The organism is Exiguobacterium sp. s16 (genome assembly GCF_018618115.1).
GTDB classification, from domain to species: domain Bacteria; phylum Bacillota; class Bacilli; order Exiguobacteriales; family Exiguobacteriaceae; genus Exiguobacterium; species Exiguobacterium mexicanum_A.
The window spans coordinates 344,938-363,389 of the sequence record NZ_JACSLM010000003.1 but is presented as its reverse complement, the minus strand read 5'-3'; the positions used below and the strand labels follow the sequence as shown (position 1 = coordinate 363,389).

The following is an 18,452-nucleotide window of genomic DNA, read 5'->3' as shown; positions in this document are numbered from 1 at the left end:
GAACTCCAACTCGTTCATGGGAATCAATCCTTTTTGATTTTATTCCCATAATGTCGGCATCACTACCTCACCAACATTGCGTAAGAACCACATTTGTATTGCAAAATACAAGGCAGCCGCACGTTCACCGTCGCCCCGGTCGGGATGGCGCTCCTCGATTCGAAATGGTATGTGTATGGTCTCTCGGAATACGGGCTACGCCAATATCGGATTGACCGGATTGAAGCGCTGCGTCTCCTTGATGACACGTTCGAAGCGGACGATTTGGCGACGCTGCTCGAGGCGAGTGACGACCGAAGCGGCGGGACCGTCCGGCTCAACATCACCCCGCTCGGCCGCCGTCTGCTTGAAGACGTATTACCCGATATCGCTGAAAAGAATGAGTGGGACGTACCGGAAGCCGAGTTGCCTTTCTTGTCGCGGCAATTGCTCGCGGCCGGGGCGGAAGTCGAGGTCGTCGAGCCGACTGAACTGCGGGAGATGATGCGAGAGCAGGCGGAGCGGTTATGGAACCGGTATCGTTAATCAAATCGATGCTTTGTCCTCATGTGAGAATTGTCTTTATATAGTAATATGAGTCCATATTGCTACATGTAAAGGAGCGTTCGCATGACCAAGCTATCGTTTTCAAAATTATTTGTCTCAATCAGTGTCATCTCATTGTTCGCTATCATGGTGTACCTCAACGTCTCGACGCTCAAGCTAAACGAGACGATTGGTTCTGGCCTGTTCTACTTGAAAGGCTATTATGAGGAAGGCAACATGATCGTCACCGAGCAAGGGATCGGCGTCATCACGCTGCCGCTCGCTATCGGTCTCGTCGCTTCGACACTCATCAAAGGCGCTCAATTTTATCGTGCCTCGTCGGTTACGAACTAACCTTCTCATCTCGGACAAAGAGCCCAACCGTAAATCGGTTGAGCTCTTTTTTCAATTCGCTTGGTCCATCTCTTTATGCAGTTTGAGCAACTCATTCTTGTACAAATCCGAGCGTCCTCCAAAGATGGCCTGGATGTTATTTTTCACTTGCACGACCCCGGCTGCCCCGAGTGCCTTCAACTCGTCCTCATCGATTTGGGACACATCTTTCAATTCGACACGGAGACGTGTGAAACAGGCATCGATATCGATGATGTTGTCACGGCCACCGAGCGCCTCTTGAATGGCAAGTGCCGTCGTTTGGATTGATGTCTTTCCTGATTTCTTTTCATTGTAGTCTTTGCGGGTAAACAGTTTCGTCTCTTGTCCCCCTCGGCCCGGCGTCGCCAAGTTCCATTTTTTAATCGCGAACGTGAAGATGCCGTAATAGACGAAGAAGAATCCGGCCCCAACGACGAGGTTCATCCACCAGCGCGGCGTCCCTGGCAACACATTCACCAAGACATAGTCAATCAATCCCGAGCCACCGGCCCAGCCGATATGGGCGTCAAGAGCGTACATGAGCGCAAACGACACCCCTGTCAACACACTATGCACGACGTAAAGAAGTGGTGCAATGAATAAGAACGTGAACTCGATCGGTTCGGTGATCCCGGTCAAGAACGCCGTCCCTGCCGCTGCGAGCAAGAGGCCACGCACGACGGGACGCTTGTCCGGGTCGGCCTGACGGTACATGGCGAACGCCGCTCCAAGAAGACCGAACATGACGATCGGGAACTTGCCGGCCATAAAGCGTCCGGCCGTCACGTCGACACCTTCTGCGATTTGAGCGAGGAAAATATATTGGTCCCCGCTCACAATCGAACCGCCAACCGTCGCCGTGCCGCCAAGTGACGTCCATAAGAACGGTGCGTACCAGATGTGATGTAATCCGGTCGGAATCAATAACCGTTCGAGCATTCCGTATAACCCGACGTAAGCCGGATTCGTCGCATCACTCGCGATGACATTCGCCATCGCTGTGAGGCCGGTCTGAATCGGCGGCCAAATGAGCATCATAAAGAAACCGAGCAAGATGGAGAAGAATACCATGACGATACCGACCGAACGATCTCCGGCGAAAAAGCCGAGCATCTCTGGCGGGTTGAACGTGTGGAATTTTTTATACACCCAGACCGCAAGCAAGCCGACCGCGATCCCACCGAGCACACCCGTCTCAAGTGACGGGATACCGAGCAACATGCCGTACTCCCCGCTCTCAGCCGCCATTTCCGGTGTGATCCCAAGGGCAATCGAAATCGTCGTGTTCATGATGACGTAGCCGACGAGTGCGGCAAGTGCCGCAATTCCCGACCCGCCGGACAGACCAACCGCGACGCCAATCGCAAAGATGATTGGCAAGTTGGCGAAGATACTCAACCCGATTTGAAGCATCCCGGCACTGATCGCTTCGACCGTCCCGTTCTGTAAAAACGTCCAACTTTCTGCAAGCGGACCTGTTAGCGCCGCGCCGAGACCAAGTAAAATACCGGCCGCCGGCAAGAGCGCGACTGGTACCATGAGCGCCTTCCCGAATTTTTGAAATACCCCGAACCATTGACTCATTTGATTCACTCCTCATGTGTAAGCGTTATCAATTCACAAAACGAACAAAGGGGAATAACTCCCCTTCGTCTTTAGCGTGCGATCGTCTCCCGTTGTTTGAGGGCCGGCCAATAGTTTTCGTTCTCGTTAATCAAATCGTCAAGGATTTGACGGGCGACCGGCGCATCGACGACGGTCCGGTTGAGCGTGAGTGCCTGGAGTGCCTTTTCATAGCTGTTCTCGAAATAGGCGTCGACGACGAGCTGTTCGTAGGCGAGCTGTCCTTCAATCATCCCTTTGTAGAAGCGAGGAATGTGTCCGACAGCGAACGGCTTCGGTCCACGGTTCGTGAGCATCGCCGGCACTTCGACCATCGCATCATCCGGCAAGTTAGCGATGATGCCGTCGTTCTTCACCATGACGATGAAGATGTCGCCATTGTTGTAGGCGAGTGACGCTGCGACGCGAATCATGTAGCAACCGTGGATGTCGACTTCAAGATGCACGTTCTCAAGTGAGTCGTCAGCGATGATTTGATCGCACACCGAGAAGACCCGTTGCTGGCGGCCGTTGATGACTTGACGGGCCCGCGTGTTCTCCACGTCTTCCTTCTCCGCCATGTCGGACGGATACAAATAATACTGAAGATACGTGTTTGGCAAATATTCCGGGAAATCGGTGAGCATCTTCTCGACTTGCTTGAACGTCTTGATCCAAGATGGATCGTTTGCGATCTCTGAGTCTTCTGGGATGAACCCGTCCTCTAAGATGGCGCGCTTGATGTCTTCCGTCAACTCATTGCCTTCTTTGTCATAGATGCCTGTGAACCAACCGAAGTGGTTGAGGCCGAAGTATTCCGGCACGAGATCCCAAATCTCTTTGCCGAGAATCTTCGCGTAGCTCACCATGATTGCGGCCGGCATATCACAGATATTCAAAATCTTTTTGTCATTCGGGTAGGCACGCTTCAACGCCTCGGCGACGATTGCGGCCGGATTCGTATAATTTAAGATCCAACCGTCCGGTGAGCCTTGGCGGATGTCTGCGACGAGATCAATCATGTCCCCGATCGACCGCATCCCATACGACATCCCGCCCGGTCCACACGTCTCTTGTCCAACCACGCCGTGACGGAGCGGAATCTGTTCATCTTTCTCGCGCATCTCCAGGCCGCCCGTTCGAATTTGAACGAAGAAGAAGTCCTTGTCGCGGAAGGCGTATTCTTTGTCCGTCGTATACTCGAACAGCTCGAGCTCTGGGTAATGCTCACGCAAGATGATTTCAGTCGCTTTGGCGACACGCTCCTGGCGCTCACCATCCGTATCGTAAAACGTGATGGAACGTAGTGGGAAGTGAGCCTTCTCTTCGATCAAGCTCATAATCATACCGATTGTGTACGTGCTGCCGCCACCGACGACGACGAGGCGTTGTCCTTGTTTCATGTGTGTGTTCCCCTTTCGAATACATATCTAATTGATTACAATACAAATTTAATACATATTATTTTAAACGTCAACAATATTTTTTAAAAACGTTTTACTTTGTGTATACTAGAAGTATGAATTTAGGTCGAAATCGGAGGGTCAGTCATGAAAGCAAAATCACCGCTCTACCAACAAGTCGCCCACAAAATGCGCACGTTTATCGAGTCCGGCACGTGGGCGCCCGGTGAGGCGATCCCGACCGAGGCTCAACTCGTCGAAGAGTTCAGCGTCAGTCGAGTGACTGTCCGGCAGGCGGTCAAATTGCTCCAAGAGGAAGGTCTCTTATGGAAACGACAGGGCAGCGGCACATACGTCCAGTCCGAAAAGATTGAACACAACATGTACGAATTAAAAAGCTTCACGGAAGACATGAAACGAGAAGGGAAAGAAGTGACGAACAAAGTGCTCACCTTCACGTTGCAGCCACCGAGTGAGAAAGTGCGAGAGGCACTCGAACTCGAAGATGGCGAGCTCGTCTTCTACGTGAGGCGTCAACGATTCGCAGACGGCGAACCGCTCATCGTCGAGGACACATACTTGCCGCTAAAGCTGTTCCCCGACTTGACGTACGAAGTGATGTCGCAATCGAAGTACGCCTATATCGAAGACGTCAAACAGTTCAAGATTGCGGACAGCGTCCAAGAGTTCATCCCGGTGCTCCCGACAAAAGAGATTGCCGAGATGCTCGGAGTGAGTGAACGAACGCCCGTACTCAAAGTCGAACTCTATTCGTTTCTTATGGATGGCAGTCGGTTTGAGTTCACAGAAACGTATTTCAAGAGTGAAGAATATCGCTTCATCATCCGCGCCGGACGAAGACATTGAAAAAGGACCTGTGAATCAAGCGATTCACAGGTCCTTCGTCAGTTAATGACGATCGACAACTTATAATTGACGTACTTGCTGAGCCCGTCCAAAAAAGCGTTCAGCTCTTGGTTCGACGGAAAACGGCACTCCAAGACGTAACAGCCGTCCCCGCTCACCTTGTAGTTATTGCGGACGTACGGCCGGTGCTCCTCGAGGAACATGAGATACGGGTCGTGGAACGTGCTCGACGTAAAGATGGTGATCATCGTGTGAACCGGTAACCCGAGCTTGTCCTCGTTCACGCGAATCGTATATCCTTCGATGATGCCGAGGTCTTCGAGCTTCTTGACGCGCGTCGCCGTCGCCTGCCCGGTCAAGTGCACGTGTGCCCCGAGTTCTTTCATCGTTATCCGGCTGTTCGCCTGTAGCGCCTCGATGATGAGGCGGTCTGTTGGATCGAGCATAGGTGACTCCTTTCACGATTCAAGCCAATCCGTCCAAACACTTGATTCGTGTTATGTATGAAACGACGGCTGCTTGTTAGACTGTACATACATTATAGCTAAAAGGAGAGATTTTTCTATGCACGTACAACTGATCCGTAATGCCACACTCCGCGTCGAATACGCCGGAAAGACGTTCCTCATCGACCCATTCCTCGGGGAGAAAGGCGCCTATCCACCGTTCCCGAACTCGGAACGGCAAGACGCTAATCCATTGGCCGACCTACCAATCGCGATCGACGACATTCTGACAGGCGTCGATGCCGTCATCTTGACCCACCTGCATCTCGATCACTACGACGAGGTCGCGAAACAAGTTCTGCCGAAAGCGATCCCGGTGTTCGTTCAAAACGAGGACGATTTGACTGTCATCGAAGGCGACGGCTTCACGAACGTGACCGTGTTGAGCGACACGACAGCATTCGAAGGAATCAACCTCACGAAGACAGCTGGGGAGCACGGTCGCGGTCCGATTTTAGAAATGGCCGGTCTCGTGTGCGGTGTCGTCTTCACCCACCCTACGGAACAGACGCTCTATGTCGCCGGGGACACGGTTTGGTATGACGAAGTCGCTAAGACGATTCAAACGCATCAACCAGCAGTCATCGTCGTCAACGCCGGGGACAACCAGTTCGTCGAAGGCGGGTCGCTCGTCATGAACGAAGAGGACGTCCGCCATGTGCATGAGGCGGCTCCAGCCGCGACGATTATCGCGGTCCACATGGAAGCAGTCAATCATTGGAAGTTGTCGCGTCCTGACTTACGCGCCTATGCGGCATCACACAGCTTCGCTGATCGACTCATCGTTCCAGAAGACGGCGAGACGATTTCACGCTAACGAAATGACGGCCCTGACCTTTCACGTCAGGGTCGTTTTTAGCTTCATTTTTGACTCCTGTTTGTGGTATTCTATGCTTCATACCGATGCCATGTAACCCGTTTTTTGCCTCGAGGGAGTTTTGTTAGAATGAAGAAACGCGTCATTTTACTCATGTCCATCTTTTTGTTAATCAGCTCCCTGTCTCAAGCGGCGATTCCGAAACCGAAAGCCTATAACGACCGTAGTCTCATCTATTTGACACTCGATGACGGGCCGAATCGGAAGACGGGAGCGTTGCTTGACGTCTTGAAGAAGCATCGGGTGAAGGCGACCTTTTTCATCCTCGGGAAAAATATCAAAGGCAATGAGCACCTCATCCGACGCATCGTCGCCGAAGGCCATCTCATCGCCTTGCACGGGATGACACACGTGCGCGAGGAGTTTTATGCGTCGCCGATGACGGCCGTGCGTCAGATGAAGGACGTGCAACGCCTCATTTATGAAGTGACAGGTATCTATACGAATATGGCCCGCACGATTTACGGTAGTGACGCAGGCATGACGCCTGCGCACTGGCAAGCGATGGACGAGGCCGGTTTTGAGATTTGGGATTGGAACGTCGGCAGTCTCGACCATATCTATAAAAAGGACAACGCCCCGATCGAGCAGCGTGTGTTCAATCGGCTTGAGGCGAATTACAAGATGAATATCGCCTCGATCATTTTGGCGCACGATCACTCGATGACGCCGAAAGCGCTCGATACGATTATCCGCTATGCGAAAGAACGCAATTATGAGTTCCGGACGTTAGAAGGGGTGCATCCCCCGTACAACTTTTTCAATCCGTGGGAACCGAATCAATAAAGAATGCCCCGCATCGATGGATGCGGGGCATTACTATTACATCTCTAATTCTGTGAACGCGAGTGGAACGAGCTCTCCAAGCGTCACTTCTTTCACGTCGGCGTTGCCGTTCGTGAGCAACACTTTGAAGTCCGGGTCGCCGAACTCGACGAGCACTTGGCGACAGATGCTGCATGGCGGCAAGAAGTCGACCGTGTCACCTGACACCGCAACGGCTTCGAAGTCACCTTTTTTATAACCTTGCGCGACCGCTGTGAAGATGGCCGTACGCTCGGCACAGTTCGTCGCACCGAACGAGACGTTCTCGACGTTGACGCCGTCGATGACCGTTCCGTCCTTCATGAGAAGCGCCGCTCCGACACGGAAGTTCGAATATGGGGAGTAGGCGTTCTCTTTCACTTGACGGGCACGCTCGACTAATTGTTGTTGGTTCATGGGATCATGTTCCTCTCTGACTCATAATGAACTGATGCCAGTTCCCGGCCTCTCTTTTTTGGGCAGGATTTTTAGCATACACCTCAAGCGATAGAGAAGTCAATGAAATTTTGAAAGCGGTCACACTGTTTGTTCAGTTTTGAAACGTCAGCTCGACCGTCCCGCTCCCGAGTAGCGGTTCAAGCGTCGCAAAATCCTCGACCCGACCGATGCGCGTATATGCATAGCTCGTCTCGACGTCTTCATAAAACAAGACGAGACAGTCATCGCCATACAGCATGACATCCCCGGCCCGAATCGAACCGACACGTTCCGGGTTCGTCAGGAACGGTTCGTCGAAATAGAAATACTTCTCGTTCTGATGCAAGTCCTGCATCGACAACGTGAGTGGCAGACGGGCTTGGAGCGCTTCGGCTGTCGGGTTGGTTTCGAAACGTATTGAGACGTTTAGTTCTTCCACTTGTGACGTCACTCCTTCCTGATTCTCTGGCTTCCTCACCGTGTCGTCCCCACACCCAGCGAGAAACACCATGGAAGCGACCAATCCGAGGCGGATGACGTTCATGACGTCTGAACGATACGGGCCGGTGTCCCGGCGACCGTCACATTGTCCGGGACGTCTTTTGTCACCGTCGCGTCAGCTGCGACGATGGCGTTCTCGCCGATGGTGACACCCGGCAAAATCGTCGCCCCGGCCCCGATCCAGGCGTTCCGTTTCACGCGAATCGGCTTCGTGATCAAGCCGCGCCGTTCGGTCGGGTCGGTCGGATGGTTGACCGTCAACAGCTTGGCGAACGGACCGATCAAGACGTGGTCCTCGATGTCGATGCCGCCGAGATCGGTGAACATGACGCCGCGGTTGATGAAGATGTCTGTCCCGAGCGTGATGTGTTTCCCGAAATCGGTATAGAACGGCGGCAGCACCGTGACCGACTCCGCGACGTCTTGCCCGAGCAACTCCGAGAGCGTCCGCTGGAACTCGTCTTTCGGCAAGTATTTATAATTCAGGCGCATGAGTGTCGGCTCGATGGCTCGTTGAATGTGACGAATCTCTTCAAAGACGGCTTCGCCCGCTGCGATTGTTCGACCGGACAAGCGTTCTCTCAATCCGCTACTCATCATCACACCTGTTGTTTCGTCGGCCGGATGATGAGGTTGCTGACAGAGACCCGATCCGGTGTGTCGATGGCGTAGACGACCGCTTCAGCCACGTCCTCGCTCGTCAATCCCCACTCGGTTTGCGCCTCATGGAGCGCCTGGGCGGCTTTTTTGTCACTGATCGTGTTGTACAGTTCGGTCTGGACGGCTCCCGGTGAGATAATCGTCGATTTGACGTTGTTCTCCCGCTGTTCTTGGCGCAAGCCTTCCATGATGGCGCGGACCGCGAACTTCGTCCCGCAGTAGACGGCCGACTCCGGATAGACAACGTGGCCGGCCACCGAATCCGTCGCGATGATATGACCCGACTGTTGACGTTCCATGATTGGAAGCACGGCGGCAATCCCGTTCAACACCCCGGTCACGTTCACATCGAGCATGGCCTGCCATTCGTCACGGCGCCCGTCGACAAGTGGCGCGGTCGGCATGATCCCGGCGTTGTTGAACAAGACATCGACATGCCCGAACGTGTCGAGTGCCGTCTTCACCACCGCCTCGACAGCTGCGTACTCCGTGACATCGGCTTGCTGGATGACGATATCGGCCTCGGGATGCTTCGCTTGGATGGCTTCCAACCGATCGAGACGACGGGCGGCGAGCACGAGTTTCGCGCCCCGTTCGGCCAATAGATGGGCCGTCGCTTCGCCGATCCCGCTCGACGCCCCCATGATGATGACAACTTTATTGATGGTCATAATCCATTCCTCCTTTGATTGACTTCAGTATAGGAACGGACAAGCATCATGTCTAATGCTACTATTTGATTAAGAACCATAACGAAAACGCATGGAGGGATGACATGGAGCTACAACAACTAAGGTACTTTCTCGCCGTCGCGAGCGAAAAGAACATCACGCGCGCGGCCGAACATTTACGACTGTCGCAACCCGCACTGTCCCGGCAAATCCATCAACTCGAGGACAGTCTCGGCGGACCGTTGTTCGAGCGGAGCCAAGGCGGCGTCACGCTGACCGAACGAGGCTACTATTTGGCCGAACACGCCAAAGAGATGGTCCGTCTGGCCGATAAGATCTCGGTCAACTTGAACACGGCGACACCCGTCAGCGGAGAACTGTATATCGGCGGTGGCGAGACGGAGACGCTCGCCTCGGTCATCGAGACGTTCCGACAGATGAAACAGCTTCATCCCGACGTCAAATTACGCCTGTATAGCGGCAACGGAGACGACGTCATCGACAAGCTGGACCGAGGCATCCTCGATTTCGGGGTCGTCATCGAACCAATCAATCTGGCCACGTACGCCTCGCGCGAGCTCCCTCATGTCGATCGTTGGGGCATCTTGACGCGTCGTGACAGCCTAGTCGGACAAAAGAGTGCCATCGAGACCGAGGATCTCCTCGACTTGCCGCTCATCTTGTCGGAGCAATCGCTCGTTGACCGACATTTGTCGGCCCGGCTCGGCGTCGATTTGACTGAAGCCGACGTCGTCGCGACATATAACCTGCTCTATAACGCCTCGCTCCTCGTCCGGGAAGGCGTCGGCCACGCGCTCTGCCTCGACGGGATTATCAACACGCACCGGACCGAGTTCGTGTTCGTCCCGCTCCATCCCCCGCTCACGTCTTCCGTCCATTTGATTTGGAAGAGCGGGAGCCGTCTGTCGAACGTCGCCTCGACATTTTTGGAGATCTTCAATTCTAAATGAACGATAAACAGGAGCCTCGTCCCACACCAGACGAGGCTCCTGTCGCTTATAGCTCCCCTCTCCGGTTCATCCGGATGAGGAGATAAATCAAATACGGCGCCCCGACCATGCCGGTGATGACACCGACCGGGTAGCGGGCCGTGAAGGCGAACTGACCGATGAGATCAGCTGCGAGCACTAAGATAACACCGACGAGTGCCGCCGGAATGATTGTCGAACGCCCGTCCCCGACGAGCCGCTTCGCGATCGGTCCCGCCAGGAACGCGACGAACGCGATCGGTCCGGTCGTCGCCGTCGCGAGCGCGAGCATGAGCACCGAGGCGACAATGAGCAGGACGCGCGTCTGGTTCGTCTTGACACCGAGCGACGTCGCCGTCATCTCCCCGAGCTCTAAAATCTGGAGCTGTCGGCTGAGTCGGAGGATGACCGGGAGGCAGAGCGCGACCGCAATCATGAGCGGCGGGAGCGTCTCCATCTTCACCCCGTTCAAGCTACCGCTCAACCAGCGCATCGCCGTCCCGACATCGTTTTGGCGGCTGATGAGCAGCAGATAGTTGATGACCGCCGTCAGCATCGCCTGAATCCCGATCCCGACCAGCACGAGCCGGCCAATCGAGAAGGCGGCGCCTTTCGACAAGAAGTAGATGGCGAGGACGGTCAACAGTCCGCCAATGATTGAGATGATGGAGACGAACGTATCGCTCGCCTGTAAGACGACGATACCGAACACAGCTGCCGCACTCGAACCGGTCGTGATGCCGATGACGTTCGGGTTGGCGAGCGGGTTACGAAGCATCGTCTGGAACACAGTCCCGGCGATCCCGAACGCGAGTCCGGCGAAGACGCCGGCGAGCATGCGCGGCAGACGGATTGTGCCGACGGCGAACGAGGCACCCGGTACTTGTTCCCCGAACAAGACACGGATGACATCCGCGACCGGATAAATCGTGTTGCCGAGCATGAGCATCGTCGCGCTCAACGTAAGGGCCAGCGCGAACAAGACGAGCGTCACGAAGACGGTCCGTTGCCGGCGCTTACGACTGTTATGGATGATGGGTTGAATCGATTGGTTCGTCATACGCCCCGCACCTTCACTTTCATCGTCAAGGCGATCAAAATCGGGGCCCCGACGAATGCCGTGACGATTCCGACTTCGAGTTCCCCGGGACTGCCGAGCAACCGTCCGGCCACGTCAGCGAACGTCAATAAAATCGCACCCGTCAGTGCCGACATCGGGATGATATAGCGTTCATCCGCTCCGATGACCAAGCGGACGAGATGCGGCGCGAGTAAACCGATAAAACCAATCGGTCCAGCCAGTGCCGTCGCCGCCCCGCACAAGATGACACCGGCGAACGAGGCGATCCCTTTCAACGTGCCGATGCGGACACCGAGACCTGTGGCGAGCTCTTCCCCGAGCGCCAAGATGTTGAGGGACGGTGCCGCCAAGATGGCGATGACGATCCCGCCGATAAAGAACGGCAGGAACGTCATAATCGAGTCCATCGTCCCGGCCCCGACGCTACCGACTTGCCAGAACCGGAACTGGTCCATGACGTTCGAGCGCGGAATCATGATGGCCATGACGAGTGACGACAGTGCCGCACTCGTTGCCGCACCGGCCAAGACGAGCTTGAGCGGCGTCGAGCCGCCCCGTCCGAGCGACCCAATCCCGAACACGAACGCCGCCGTCAAGAGCGCCCCGACGAGTGCGAACCAAATATAGTCGCCCGCGGTCGAGATGTTGAAGAAGGCGAGCCCGACGACGACGAACAGCGCCGCCCCCGTGTTGACCCCGAGAATGCTTGGGTCGGCGATCGGGTTGCGTGTCACCGACTGCATCAATGCGCCCGAGACACCGAGTGCCGCCCCGCACATGAAACTGAACACCGTCCGAACGACCCGCTGCCGGACGATGTCCGCTTCATACGACTGAACAGCCGGACGGAATAAACCGTCAAGCAGTTCATCCCATCCGACTGTCCGTGAGCCGAAAGCAAGCGAAGCGAGCATACAGACGACGAGCAGGACGAGCGCCCCTGCGAGGAGGAGCCCGAACCGTTTCGGCGTGTGTAACTTCTTCGGCATATTCATTTGATTACTCGACTTTCGCGAGTGCTTCTGACACGAGTTTCACGTAGTCGTCAATCGTGTATTCGATCGAGAGTGGTGATGGTGTCCCAGCAGCCGCGAGCGGCGTGTTATCTTCGATCATGACGACCGAACCGCGTTTGATGGCCGGCACTTTGCTGTAGAGCGGGTCAGCTTGAAGTGCTTTCAACGTCTCTTCGTTGCCGTAGGCGACGAAGATGTCGACGTCGTTCAAGATGTCAGCGTTCTCTGAGCTGAGCTCGAGGTAGAAGCTGTTCTCATCTTTGATTTGGCTTGTGATGTTCTCAGGGTACTCCATGCCGAGCTCTTCGATGAAGGCACCGCGTGGGTCACCAGTCGTGTAGATGTAGAACTTCGAGAGATCGTCCGGGCTGAGCGCGACGAATGCCGCTTTCTTCCCTTTCATCTCCGGTACTTCAGCCGCCTTGTCGGCGATGAGTTTCTCTGTATCTTCAATCAACTGTTTGCCTTCTTCTTCCATGCCCATGGCCATTGAGTCATAAAGGACCGTGTCCTGCCATGATGACACCCAAGGCGTCTCTTGGTATGCGACGACCGGTGCAATCTCTGTCAACGTGTCGTAATCTTCTTGCGTGATGCCTGAGTAGGCAGCGAGAATGACGTCCGGCTGTGAGTCGGCGATCGCTTCGAAGTCGAGGCCGTCCGTATCTTGATAGATGTTCGGGTTTTCTTCACCGAGGTCTTTCAACTTGTCAGCCGTCCATGGCAACATGCCGCTGCCATCTTGGACACCGTAGTTCGCAGCCGAGAATCCGACTGGTACGACGTCGAGCGCGAGCGCCACGTCTTGGTTCGACCAACCGACCGTTGCGACGCGTTCTGGCTTCTTGTCGATGACCGTCTCGCCTAACGCGTGTTTGATTGTGATTGGATAGCCTTCTGCCGTTTCGGCAGATTCATCTGTCGTGGCTGCATCTTCGTTGTTCGAGCCGCATCCTGCGAGCACGAGCACGAAAGCAGACATGATGATGAACATATGTAGCATTTTCTTGTAGCTGTTCATGTCCTAGTCCCCTTTTTTCTCTATGACAACGTTTTACGCCGACACTGATAATCATTATCATTTATGAGTATAGGATGAATGTCTTGACGTTGTCAATGTGAACTTCCATCTATTTTGGACAAGAAACAGCTTTTTATTAAACGCTATGCGTGTCCAATAATGTATTGACATGGATTTGCGTCGGTAAAACGTCAATCGCACCTTTCACCGATGCGACGAGCGCGCCAGTCGCATTGGCAAACCGTAAGACCTCTTCGCCATGACGACCTATGAATGGTTCGAGCGTGGAAACGGTCGTCTCATTCACAAGCAACTGATATAAAATCCCCCCATAAACGCGTCGCCGGCACCTGTCGTGTCAGCGACCTTGATTGGAAACGCAGGTGCCTCACAGGTGTGATTTTTTGTATAAATCGTGGCTCCTCGCGCCCCTTTCGTATAGAGCACGATGCGCACATTGCCTTTAAACAAGGAAGCGATCGCTCGTTTTTGTTCGGGGATACCCGTGATGAATTCAAGCTCTTCTTCCGACACTTTGAGGATATGGGCGAAAGGCAGAAACTCTTGAATCGTCTGTTTGTAGACGTCTAAGTCATTCCAAAGTGAGGTGCGTATATTCGGGTCAAAACTGATGATGCCACCGGCTTGTGTCATCCATTCGATTGCACGGCGATGGGCATATTTCATCGGACTCTCGACCAAGTCGACCGACCCAAAATGAAAAATATCCTGTTGATTGAACCATTCTCTCTTCACTTCCTCCTCATTCATTAATAAATCAGCCGACGGATTTCGATAGAACAAAAAGTCTCGATCACCGTCCTCTTTTACCGAGACGAACGCTAACGCTGTATTCGCTTCACTCGTCCGGAAGATGTGTTCGACGCCAACCCCTTTCTCTTTCAGTGTGGAAACCAAATAGTCCCCGAACGCGTCATTGCCTAGCTTTGTGATCAATGAAGATCGTCCTCCTAATGAAGCCACGACGGCAGCTACGTTTGCCGGGGCCCCTCCTGCGACCCGTTCAAACGTCGTTACTTGGTCCAACGATTGTCCTTTCGTATGCGCAATCAAATCAATCAGCGCCTCACCCATACAATGAAGTTGTCTCATGTTCATTTCCATCCTTTCTCATTTTCATAAAAAGGGCCAAGCCCCACCTCGAAAGATGGATACTTGGCTCTGCATGTTTATTGTTCGTTCCACACATCGCTCAAACTCCAAACACGGCACGATTTGATGTCGACACGTCCCCCTTCGGCATAGAACGATAGCCCGAGACTTGTCGGATCCGGATAAATCCGGCTCGTCATTACCGCCGTCCCACCGTTGGCGAATATTTCTACTGATGAGCGGTCCAAGAAGAGACGCAAACTGAGCACATCACCTTCTCCTTCGACCTCGACCGTTCTCACCCCATCGACGCCCACACCTGACTTCGTCCGATCGAGTGAGAGTTGTTGCGTCTTCGTCGAGAACCGAATGACCGTCTCTTGCTCCCCGTCCTCACTGCGACGCAACTTGATGCCGAATGCCTCCGCCGTCACATCACGTAAGGAAAACTCAACTTCTACTTCGAGCAACTCCTCTGTGACGTCGGTGACGATCTCTGTGTCCTCGATGGTCGATAGGTTCAAGTCAAATCGTTTCGAACGAAGGGCCGTCAGCTCTTCGACCGGCTCCATCTTGATGCGGCCGTCCTCCATCCGCGTCAGCACACGTGGTAACGTCAACGCCCCGGCCCAGCCATGTTCTTTCGTCGGCATCTCCGATTCCCACATGTCCATCCACCCGATGGCGATGCGCCGGCCTTTGTCATCGAGCAACGTCTGCACGGCATAAAAATCATGTCCGTAATCGAGCTCTTTAAATGCGCCCCGGTCGAATGTGTTCGTCTCATAGTCGAACGACCCCGTCATGTATCCGGTCTGGAATAGGTTTTGATACCGGTCCCCTTCTGGTTTCATCCCTTGCGGTGAGAACAAGAGCACGTGCTCGCCGTCGAGTTCAAAGAAGTCCGGACATTCCCACATGTATCCTTCCGTCCCATCACTCTCTCCGAGCACACCGAGATACTGCCATTCCTTCAAATCTGCCGACTTGTAGAGGATTGCCTTCCCGATGTCACCTTTTCGGGTACCGAGGACCATGTACCATTCGTCTTCGTGCTTCCATACTTTTGGATCACGGAAATGACCAGAACCGTCTTCCGGGTGCGTCGGGATGACCGGATTTCCAGGATGCTTCTCAAAGTGGATGCCGTCGGTGCTCGTGGCGATACATTGAGATTGGTCGAGAATGTCTTTCTCCTTGTCGATGAAGAGATTGCCCGTATAAATCAATGTGAGGACACCATTGTCATCGACCGCACTCCCAGAGAAGCAACCGTCCCGCTCGTATTCCTCTGTCGGGGCGATCGCAATCGGGAGGTGCTCCCAATGGACGAGGTCTTTACTCTTCACGTGTCCCCAATGCATCGGTCCCCAATTCTCGTCGTACGGATGGTGTTGATAGAAAACATGATATTCATCTTTGTAGTGAATCAGTCCGTTCGGATCATTGATCCAATTGGCCGGCGCCATAATGTGATAGCCGAGCCGATACGTCGTGTCCAGTTTCGCTTTCGCTTCGGCCACCGCTTTGTCTGCCTCTGTCTGTGTTGTGTGCGTTAACATATGATCGCTCCTTTAAGTTAAATGACTTGTCCCATATCTTTTGATGTTGGTTTTTGAAGATCGGTCTTCTTCTCGTTCAATAACGTGAACATCGAGATGACCGTGAACGCGAGAACGATGGCTCCCATCGCTAAATACGTTTGTCTAAATCCGATACTGTCATAGAAGTATCCGGCAGCCGGTGACATGATCGACTCCCCGACCTGTTTGGCGAACTGGAAACCGACGAGATACAGCACCGACGATAGACGCGTATCGAAATTGGCTGCCAAGTATTTGAAGATTGCGACGAGCATAATCGGCAACTCCAAGGCGTGAATCAATTTCATCGAAGAGATCCCAATCGGTCCTTCGACGAGTCCCGATCCGACAATCCGGAACGCCATCAAGTAACCGGCAAGAATCAAGCTATTTTTTGCGCCGATTTTATTGACGACGAACGGCGCGGCAAACATCATCCCAGCTTCTAAGAATACCTGGAGTGAGTTCAAGTAGCCGAACACCTGATTCCCTTGCGCCTCTGTCGGGAAGAGCGACGAGTAATAGACCGGGAACTGTTGGTCATACACGCCATATACACAAGCGACACCAATCACATACAGCATCAAATACCAAAAATCTTTCAATGTGAACAAATGACCGACGTCTTTCAATGTGACCGAGGCCGCCCGTTCCATCTCGACGTCCGTGACTTCTATCTTGATTGACAAGATGATCGCAACCAAGACCATGGCCGAGACCGACGCCACCCAAAAGTTGATGTTTGGGTTGATGTTGAACAACTGCCCTGCGAAGAACGTCGCTGCAGCCCACCCGAGAGAACCCCACATTCTCGTCTTCCCGTACTCAAAATCGTATTTCCGTCCTACTTTTTCAATATACGACTCGATTGCACCAATCCCAGCAAGGAAGGCCGTCCCGAGATAGAGCCCCCCGACAGCGGCACCGATGATAACGTTGTACTGAAGGAGTGGTCCGTATACATAGATGTAGAACGGACCGACAAATACGAGCAGCATGCTGATGAAAAACAAAATGTTTTTCTTTAGACCAATCTTATCGGAGATGAATCCATAGAGCGGTTGCATCAATAGCGCAAAGATAGCGTTTACAGAAAAGACCAAGCCAGTCTGGGCGCCAGTCAGTTGCATCTCTTGACCGAGCCAAATCGAGAACAATGAATAACTCGACGACCAAGTGAAAAAGAAGAAGAAGAAATAGGCACTTAGTTTCCAATACAAGATTTTTGACGTTTTCATGATGGTGTCTCCCTCAAAAATAGAATGAACTACAAATTGAAAGCACTTTCAAAATCATAATATGTCAACCGCTTTCACATGTCAACCGGTTGACATATTGTTGTCACTTTTTTCTTGGATTGAAAAAACCCGCTCCTCGTACAGAGCGGGTCCATCTTTAAGCGTCGGCGCCTTGAATCATACGGACGGGAAGTTGAATTTCTCTACCTTCATCCGTAAATTCCCCGTCGATTTCTTTCAGCAGAAGATCGATGGCCGTCTTCGCAATCTCTTCGATCGGTTGTTGTACGGTCGCGAGTTCTGGCAAGAGCGAGCGGACTGCCTCGGTCCCATCATAGCCGACCACTTCGATTTTTCGTGACGAGTGTTTAGAAGCTTTCATCACGCGCATGAAGGAAGCCGCGAACAAGTCGTTCGTCGCGAACACCCCATCGAGCTCCGGTTGTTCTTCAATCAACTTTTGCATGACGGCTTCTTGACTCGTACGGTCAAAGACTTCTTCGACCTCGTACACGATCGGTTCTTGACCGTGTGCTTTCATCACGTCGAGGTAGGCTTGCCGTCTGAGGCGGGCCGGTGTCTCGAGTGACCCTTCCCCATCGATCAAAGCGATACGGCGACAGCCTTTTGTCCATAAATAATCGGTCGCCAGCTTACCCCCTTGATAATTATCCGAACTAACGACCGGAATCGTATCAGATAAGTAACGGTCAATTGCCACGACCGCCAAATTTTGTTTATGGTAATCGAGAATCCCACGGTTATGTGTCCCGACGATAATGCCATCGACTTGGTTTCGGAGCAACATCTCCAAATAACGCTCTTCTTTATCGACTTGGTTCAAACTGTTGCATAGGAGTACTTTATACCCGTTCGCTGCACAGTAGTTCTCAATATGGAACGTGAGCTCCCCGAAGAACGGGTTGGCCGTTGTCGGTAAAATCAAGCCGATTAAGTGCGAGCGCTTATTGAACAGTGACCGCGCCACGTCGTTCGGAAAATAGTTGAGTTCTTGCATTGCCGCCTCAACTTTTGTTTTAGTCTTTTCACTGATATAGCCACGATTGTTCAACACACGTGACACGGTTGTCGGAGAAACCCCAGCCAACTTGGCTACGTCCTCAATCTTTGGTTTCATCGAATCGTTTCTCCCTTCCTAGCTCTCGCTTTCAATTATACAAA

21 protein-coding genes are annotated in these 18,452 nt (G+C 53.3%); 6 read left to right on the top strand and 15 right to left on the bottom strand.

Annotated elements, in window-relative coordinates; all coding sequences use genetic code 11:
- Positions 1-93 precede the first annotated feature (93 nt).
- Positions 94-525, top strand: coding sequence for a WYL domain-containing protein (locus KNP86_RS08865; protein WP_251130467.1), 432 nt, complete (start codon positions 94-96; stop codon positions 523-525).
- 84 nt (positions 526-609) lie between these two features.
- Positions 610-879 carry a hypothetical protein gene (locus tag KNP86_RS08860; RefSeq protein WP_214753816.1) on the top strand — a complete coding sequence of 90 codons (270 nt, stop codon included), beginning with the start codon at positions 610-612 and terminating at the stop codon, positions 877-879.
- 51 nt (positions 880-930) lie between these two features.
- On the opposite strand, the gene KNP86_RS08855 is transcribed toward KNP86_RS08860, so the two are convergent.
- Positions 931-2,484, bottom strand: coding sequence for a PTS transporter subunit EIIC (locus KNP86_RS08855; RefSeq protein ID WP_214753814.1), 1,554 nt, complete (start codon positions 2,482-2,484; stop codon positions 931-933).
- A 71-nt stretch (positions 2,485-2,555) separates the two neighbouring features.
- Positions 2,556-3,905: a 6-phospho-alpha-glucosidase gene (locus KNP86_RS08850; protein WP_214753812.1), complete on the bottom strand. Its 1,350-nt coding sequence runs from the start codon at positions 3,903-3,905 to the stop codon at positions 2,556-2,558.
- A gap of 147 nt (positions 3,906-4,052) precedes the next feature.
- Here KNP86_RS08850 and KNP86_RS08845 point away from each other — a divergent pair, with 147 nt between their 5' ends.
- Positions 4,053-4,772 (top strand): GntR family transcriptional regulator, encoded by a 720-nt coding sequence (locus KNP86_RS08845; protein WP_021066242.1) that lies wholly within the window; start codon positions 4,053-4,055, stop codon positions 4,770-4,772.
- Between the two features lie 38 nt (positions 4,773-4,810).
- On the opposite strand, the gene KNP86_RS08840 is transcribed toward KNP86_RS08845, so the two are convergent.
- Positions 4,811-5,218, bottom strand: coding sequence for an Lrp/AsnC family transcriptional regulator (locus KNP86_RS08840; RefSeq protein ID WP_214753810.1), 408 nt, complete (start codon positions 5,216-5,218; stop codon positions 4,811-4,813).
- Positions 5,219-5,336: 118 nt separating this feature from the next.
- On the opposite strand from KNP86_RS08840, the gene KNP86_RS08835 reads away from it, so the two are divergent.
- Entirely contained in the window at positions 5,337-6,095 is a 759-nt protein-coding gene (locus KNP86_RS08835; RefSeq protein ID WP_214753808.1) for an MBL fold metallo-hydrolase, read from the top strand.
- 129 nt (positions 6,096-6,224) lie between these two features.
- Positions 6,225-6,941 carry a polysaccharide deacetylase family protein gene (locus KNP86_RS08830; RefSeq protein WP_214753806.1) on the top strand — a complete coding sequence of 239 codons (717 nt, stop codon included), beginning with the start codon at positions 6,225-6,227 and terminating at the stop codon, positions 6,939-6,941.
- Between the two features lie 36 nt (positions 6,942-6,977).
- Here KNP86_RS08830 and KNP86_RS08825 read toward each other — a convergent pair whose 3' ends face one another.
- The 4 genes from KNP86_RS08825 to KNP86_RS08810 form a co-directional block, all read right to left on the bottom strand.
- Positions 6,978-7,376, bottom strand: coding sequence for a cytidine deaminase (locus KNP86_RS08825; RefSeq protein ID WP_214753804.1), 399 nt, complete (start codon positions 7,374-7,376; stop codon positions 6,978-6,980).
- A gap of 133 nt (positions 7,377-7,509) precedes the next feature.
- Positions 7,510-7,875 (bottom strand): cyclophilin-like fold protein, encoded by a 366-nt coding sequence (locus tag KNP86_RS08820; RefSeq protein WP_214753802.1) that lies wholly within the window; start codon positions 7,873-7,875, stop codon positions 7,510-7,512.
- A 62-nt stretch (positions 7,876-7,937) separates the two neighbouring features.
- Positions 7,938-8,498, bottom strand: a complete 561-nt coding sequence (locus KNP86_RS08815; RefSeq protein WP_214753800.1) for a sugar O-acetyltransferase — start codon at positions 8,496-8,498, stop codon at positions 7,938-7,940.
- On the bottom strand, positions 8,498-9,229 hold the full coding sequence (locus tag KNP86_RS08810; RefSeq protein ID WP_251130466.1) for an SDR family oxidoreductase: 732 nt from the start codon (positions 9,227-9,229) through the stop codon (positions 8,498-8,500). Before KNP86_RS08810 ends, KNP86_RS08815 begins: the two co-directional genes overlap by 1 nt.
- 104 nt (positions 9,230-9,333) lie before the next feature.
- On the opposite strand from KNP86_RS08810, the gene KNP86_RS08805 reads away from it, so the two are divergent.
- On the top strand, positions 9,334-10,200 hold the full coding sequence (locus KNP86_RS08805; RefSeq protein ID WP_214753798.1) for a LysR family transcriptional regulator: 867 nt from the start codon (positions 9,334-9,336) through the stop codon (positions 10,198-10,200).
- 46 nt (positions 10,201-10,246) lie between these two features.
- Here KNP86_RS08805 and KNP86_RS08800 read toward each other — a convergent pair whose 3' ends face one another.
- The 8 genes from KNP86_RS08800 to KNP86_RS08770 all read right to left on the bottom strand — a co-directional run bounded on the left by KNP86_RS08800 (position 10,247) and on the right by KNP86_RS08770 (position 18,408).
- Positions 10,247-11,278, bottom strand: coding sequence for a FecCD family ABC transporter permease (locus KNP86_RS08800; protein ID WP_029594756.1), 1,032 nt, complete (start codon positions 11,276-11,278; stop codon positions 10,247-10,249).
- Positions 11,275-12,288, bottom strand: a complete 1,014-nt coding sequence (locus KNP86_RS08795) for a FecCD family ABC transporter permease (RefSeq protein WP_214753796.1) — start codon at positions 12,286-12,288, stop codon at positions 11,275-11,277. Before KNP86_RS08795 ends, KNP86_RS08800 begins: the two co-directional genes overlap by 4 nt.
- A gap of 10 nt (positions 12,289-12,298) precedes the next feature.
- A complete protein-coding gene (locus tag KNP86_RS08790; RefSeq protein ID WP_214753794.1) occupies positions 12,299-13,336 on the bottom strand; it encodes an ABC transporter substrate-binding protein in 1,038 nt (345 codons plus the stop codon).
- A gap of 136 nt (positions 13,337-13,472) precedes the next feature.
- Entirely contained in the window at positions 13,473-13,649 is a 177-nt protein-coding gene (locus tag KNP86_RS15775; protein WP_353048166.1) for a hypothetical protein, read from the bottom strand.
- Positions 13,640-14,449 carry a carbohydrate kinase family protein gene (locus tag KNP86_RS08785; protein WP_353048165.1) on the bottom strand — a complete coding sequence of 270 codons (810 nt, stop codon included), beginning with the start codon at positions 14,447-14,449 and terminating at the stop codon, positions 13,640-13,642. Before KNP86_RS08785 ends, KNP86_RS15775 begins: the two co-directional genes overlap by 10 nt.
- A 77-nt stretch (positions 14,450-14,526) precedes the next feature.
- Positions 14,527-16,011, bottom strand: a complete 1,485-nt coding sequence (locus KNP86_RS08780) for a glycoside hydrolase family 32 protein (RefSeq protein WP_214753792.1) — start codon at positions 16,009-16,011, stop codon at positions 14,527-14,529.
- A 17-nt stretch (positions 16,012-16,028) separates the two neighbouring features.
- Positions 16,029-17,270, bottom strand: a complete 1,242-nt coding sequence (locus KNP86_RS08775; RefSeq protein WP_214753790.1) for an MFS transporter — start codon at positions 17,268-17,270, stop codon at positions 16,029-16,031.
- Positions 17,271-17,427: 157 nt separating this feature from the next.
- The gene (locus KNP86_RS08770; protein WP_214753788.1) at positions 17,428-18,408 is read right to left on the bottom strand and encodes a LacI family DNA-binding transcriptional regulator; all 981 of its coding nucleotides are present in this window, start codon (positions 18,406-18,408) and stop codon (positions 17,428-17,430) included.
- Positions 18,409-18,452 lie beyond the last annotated feature (44 nt).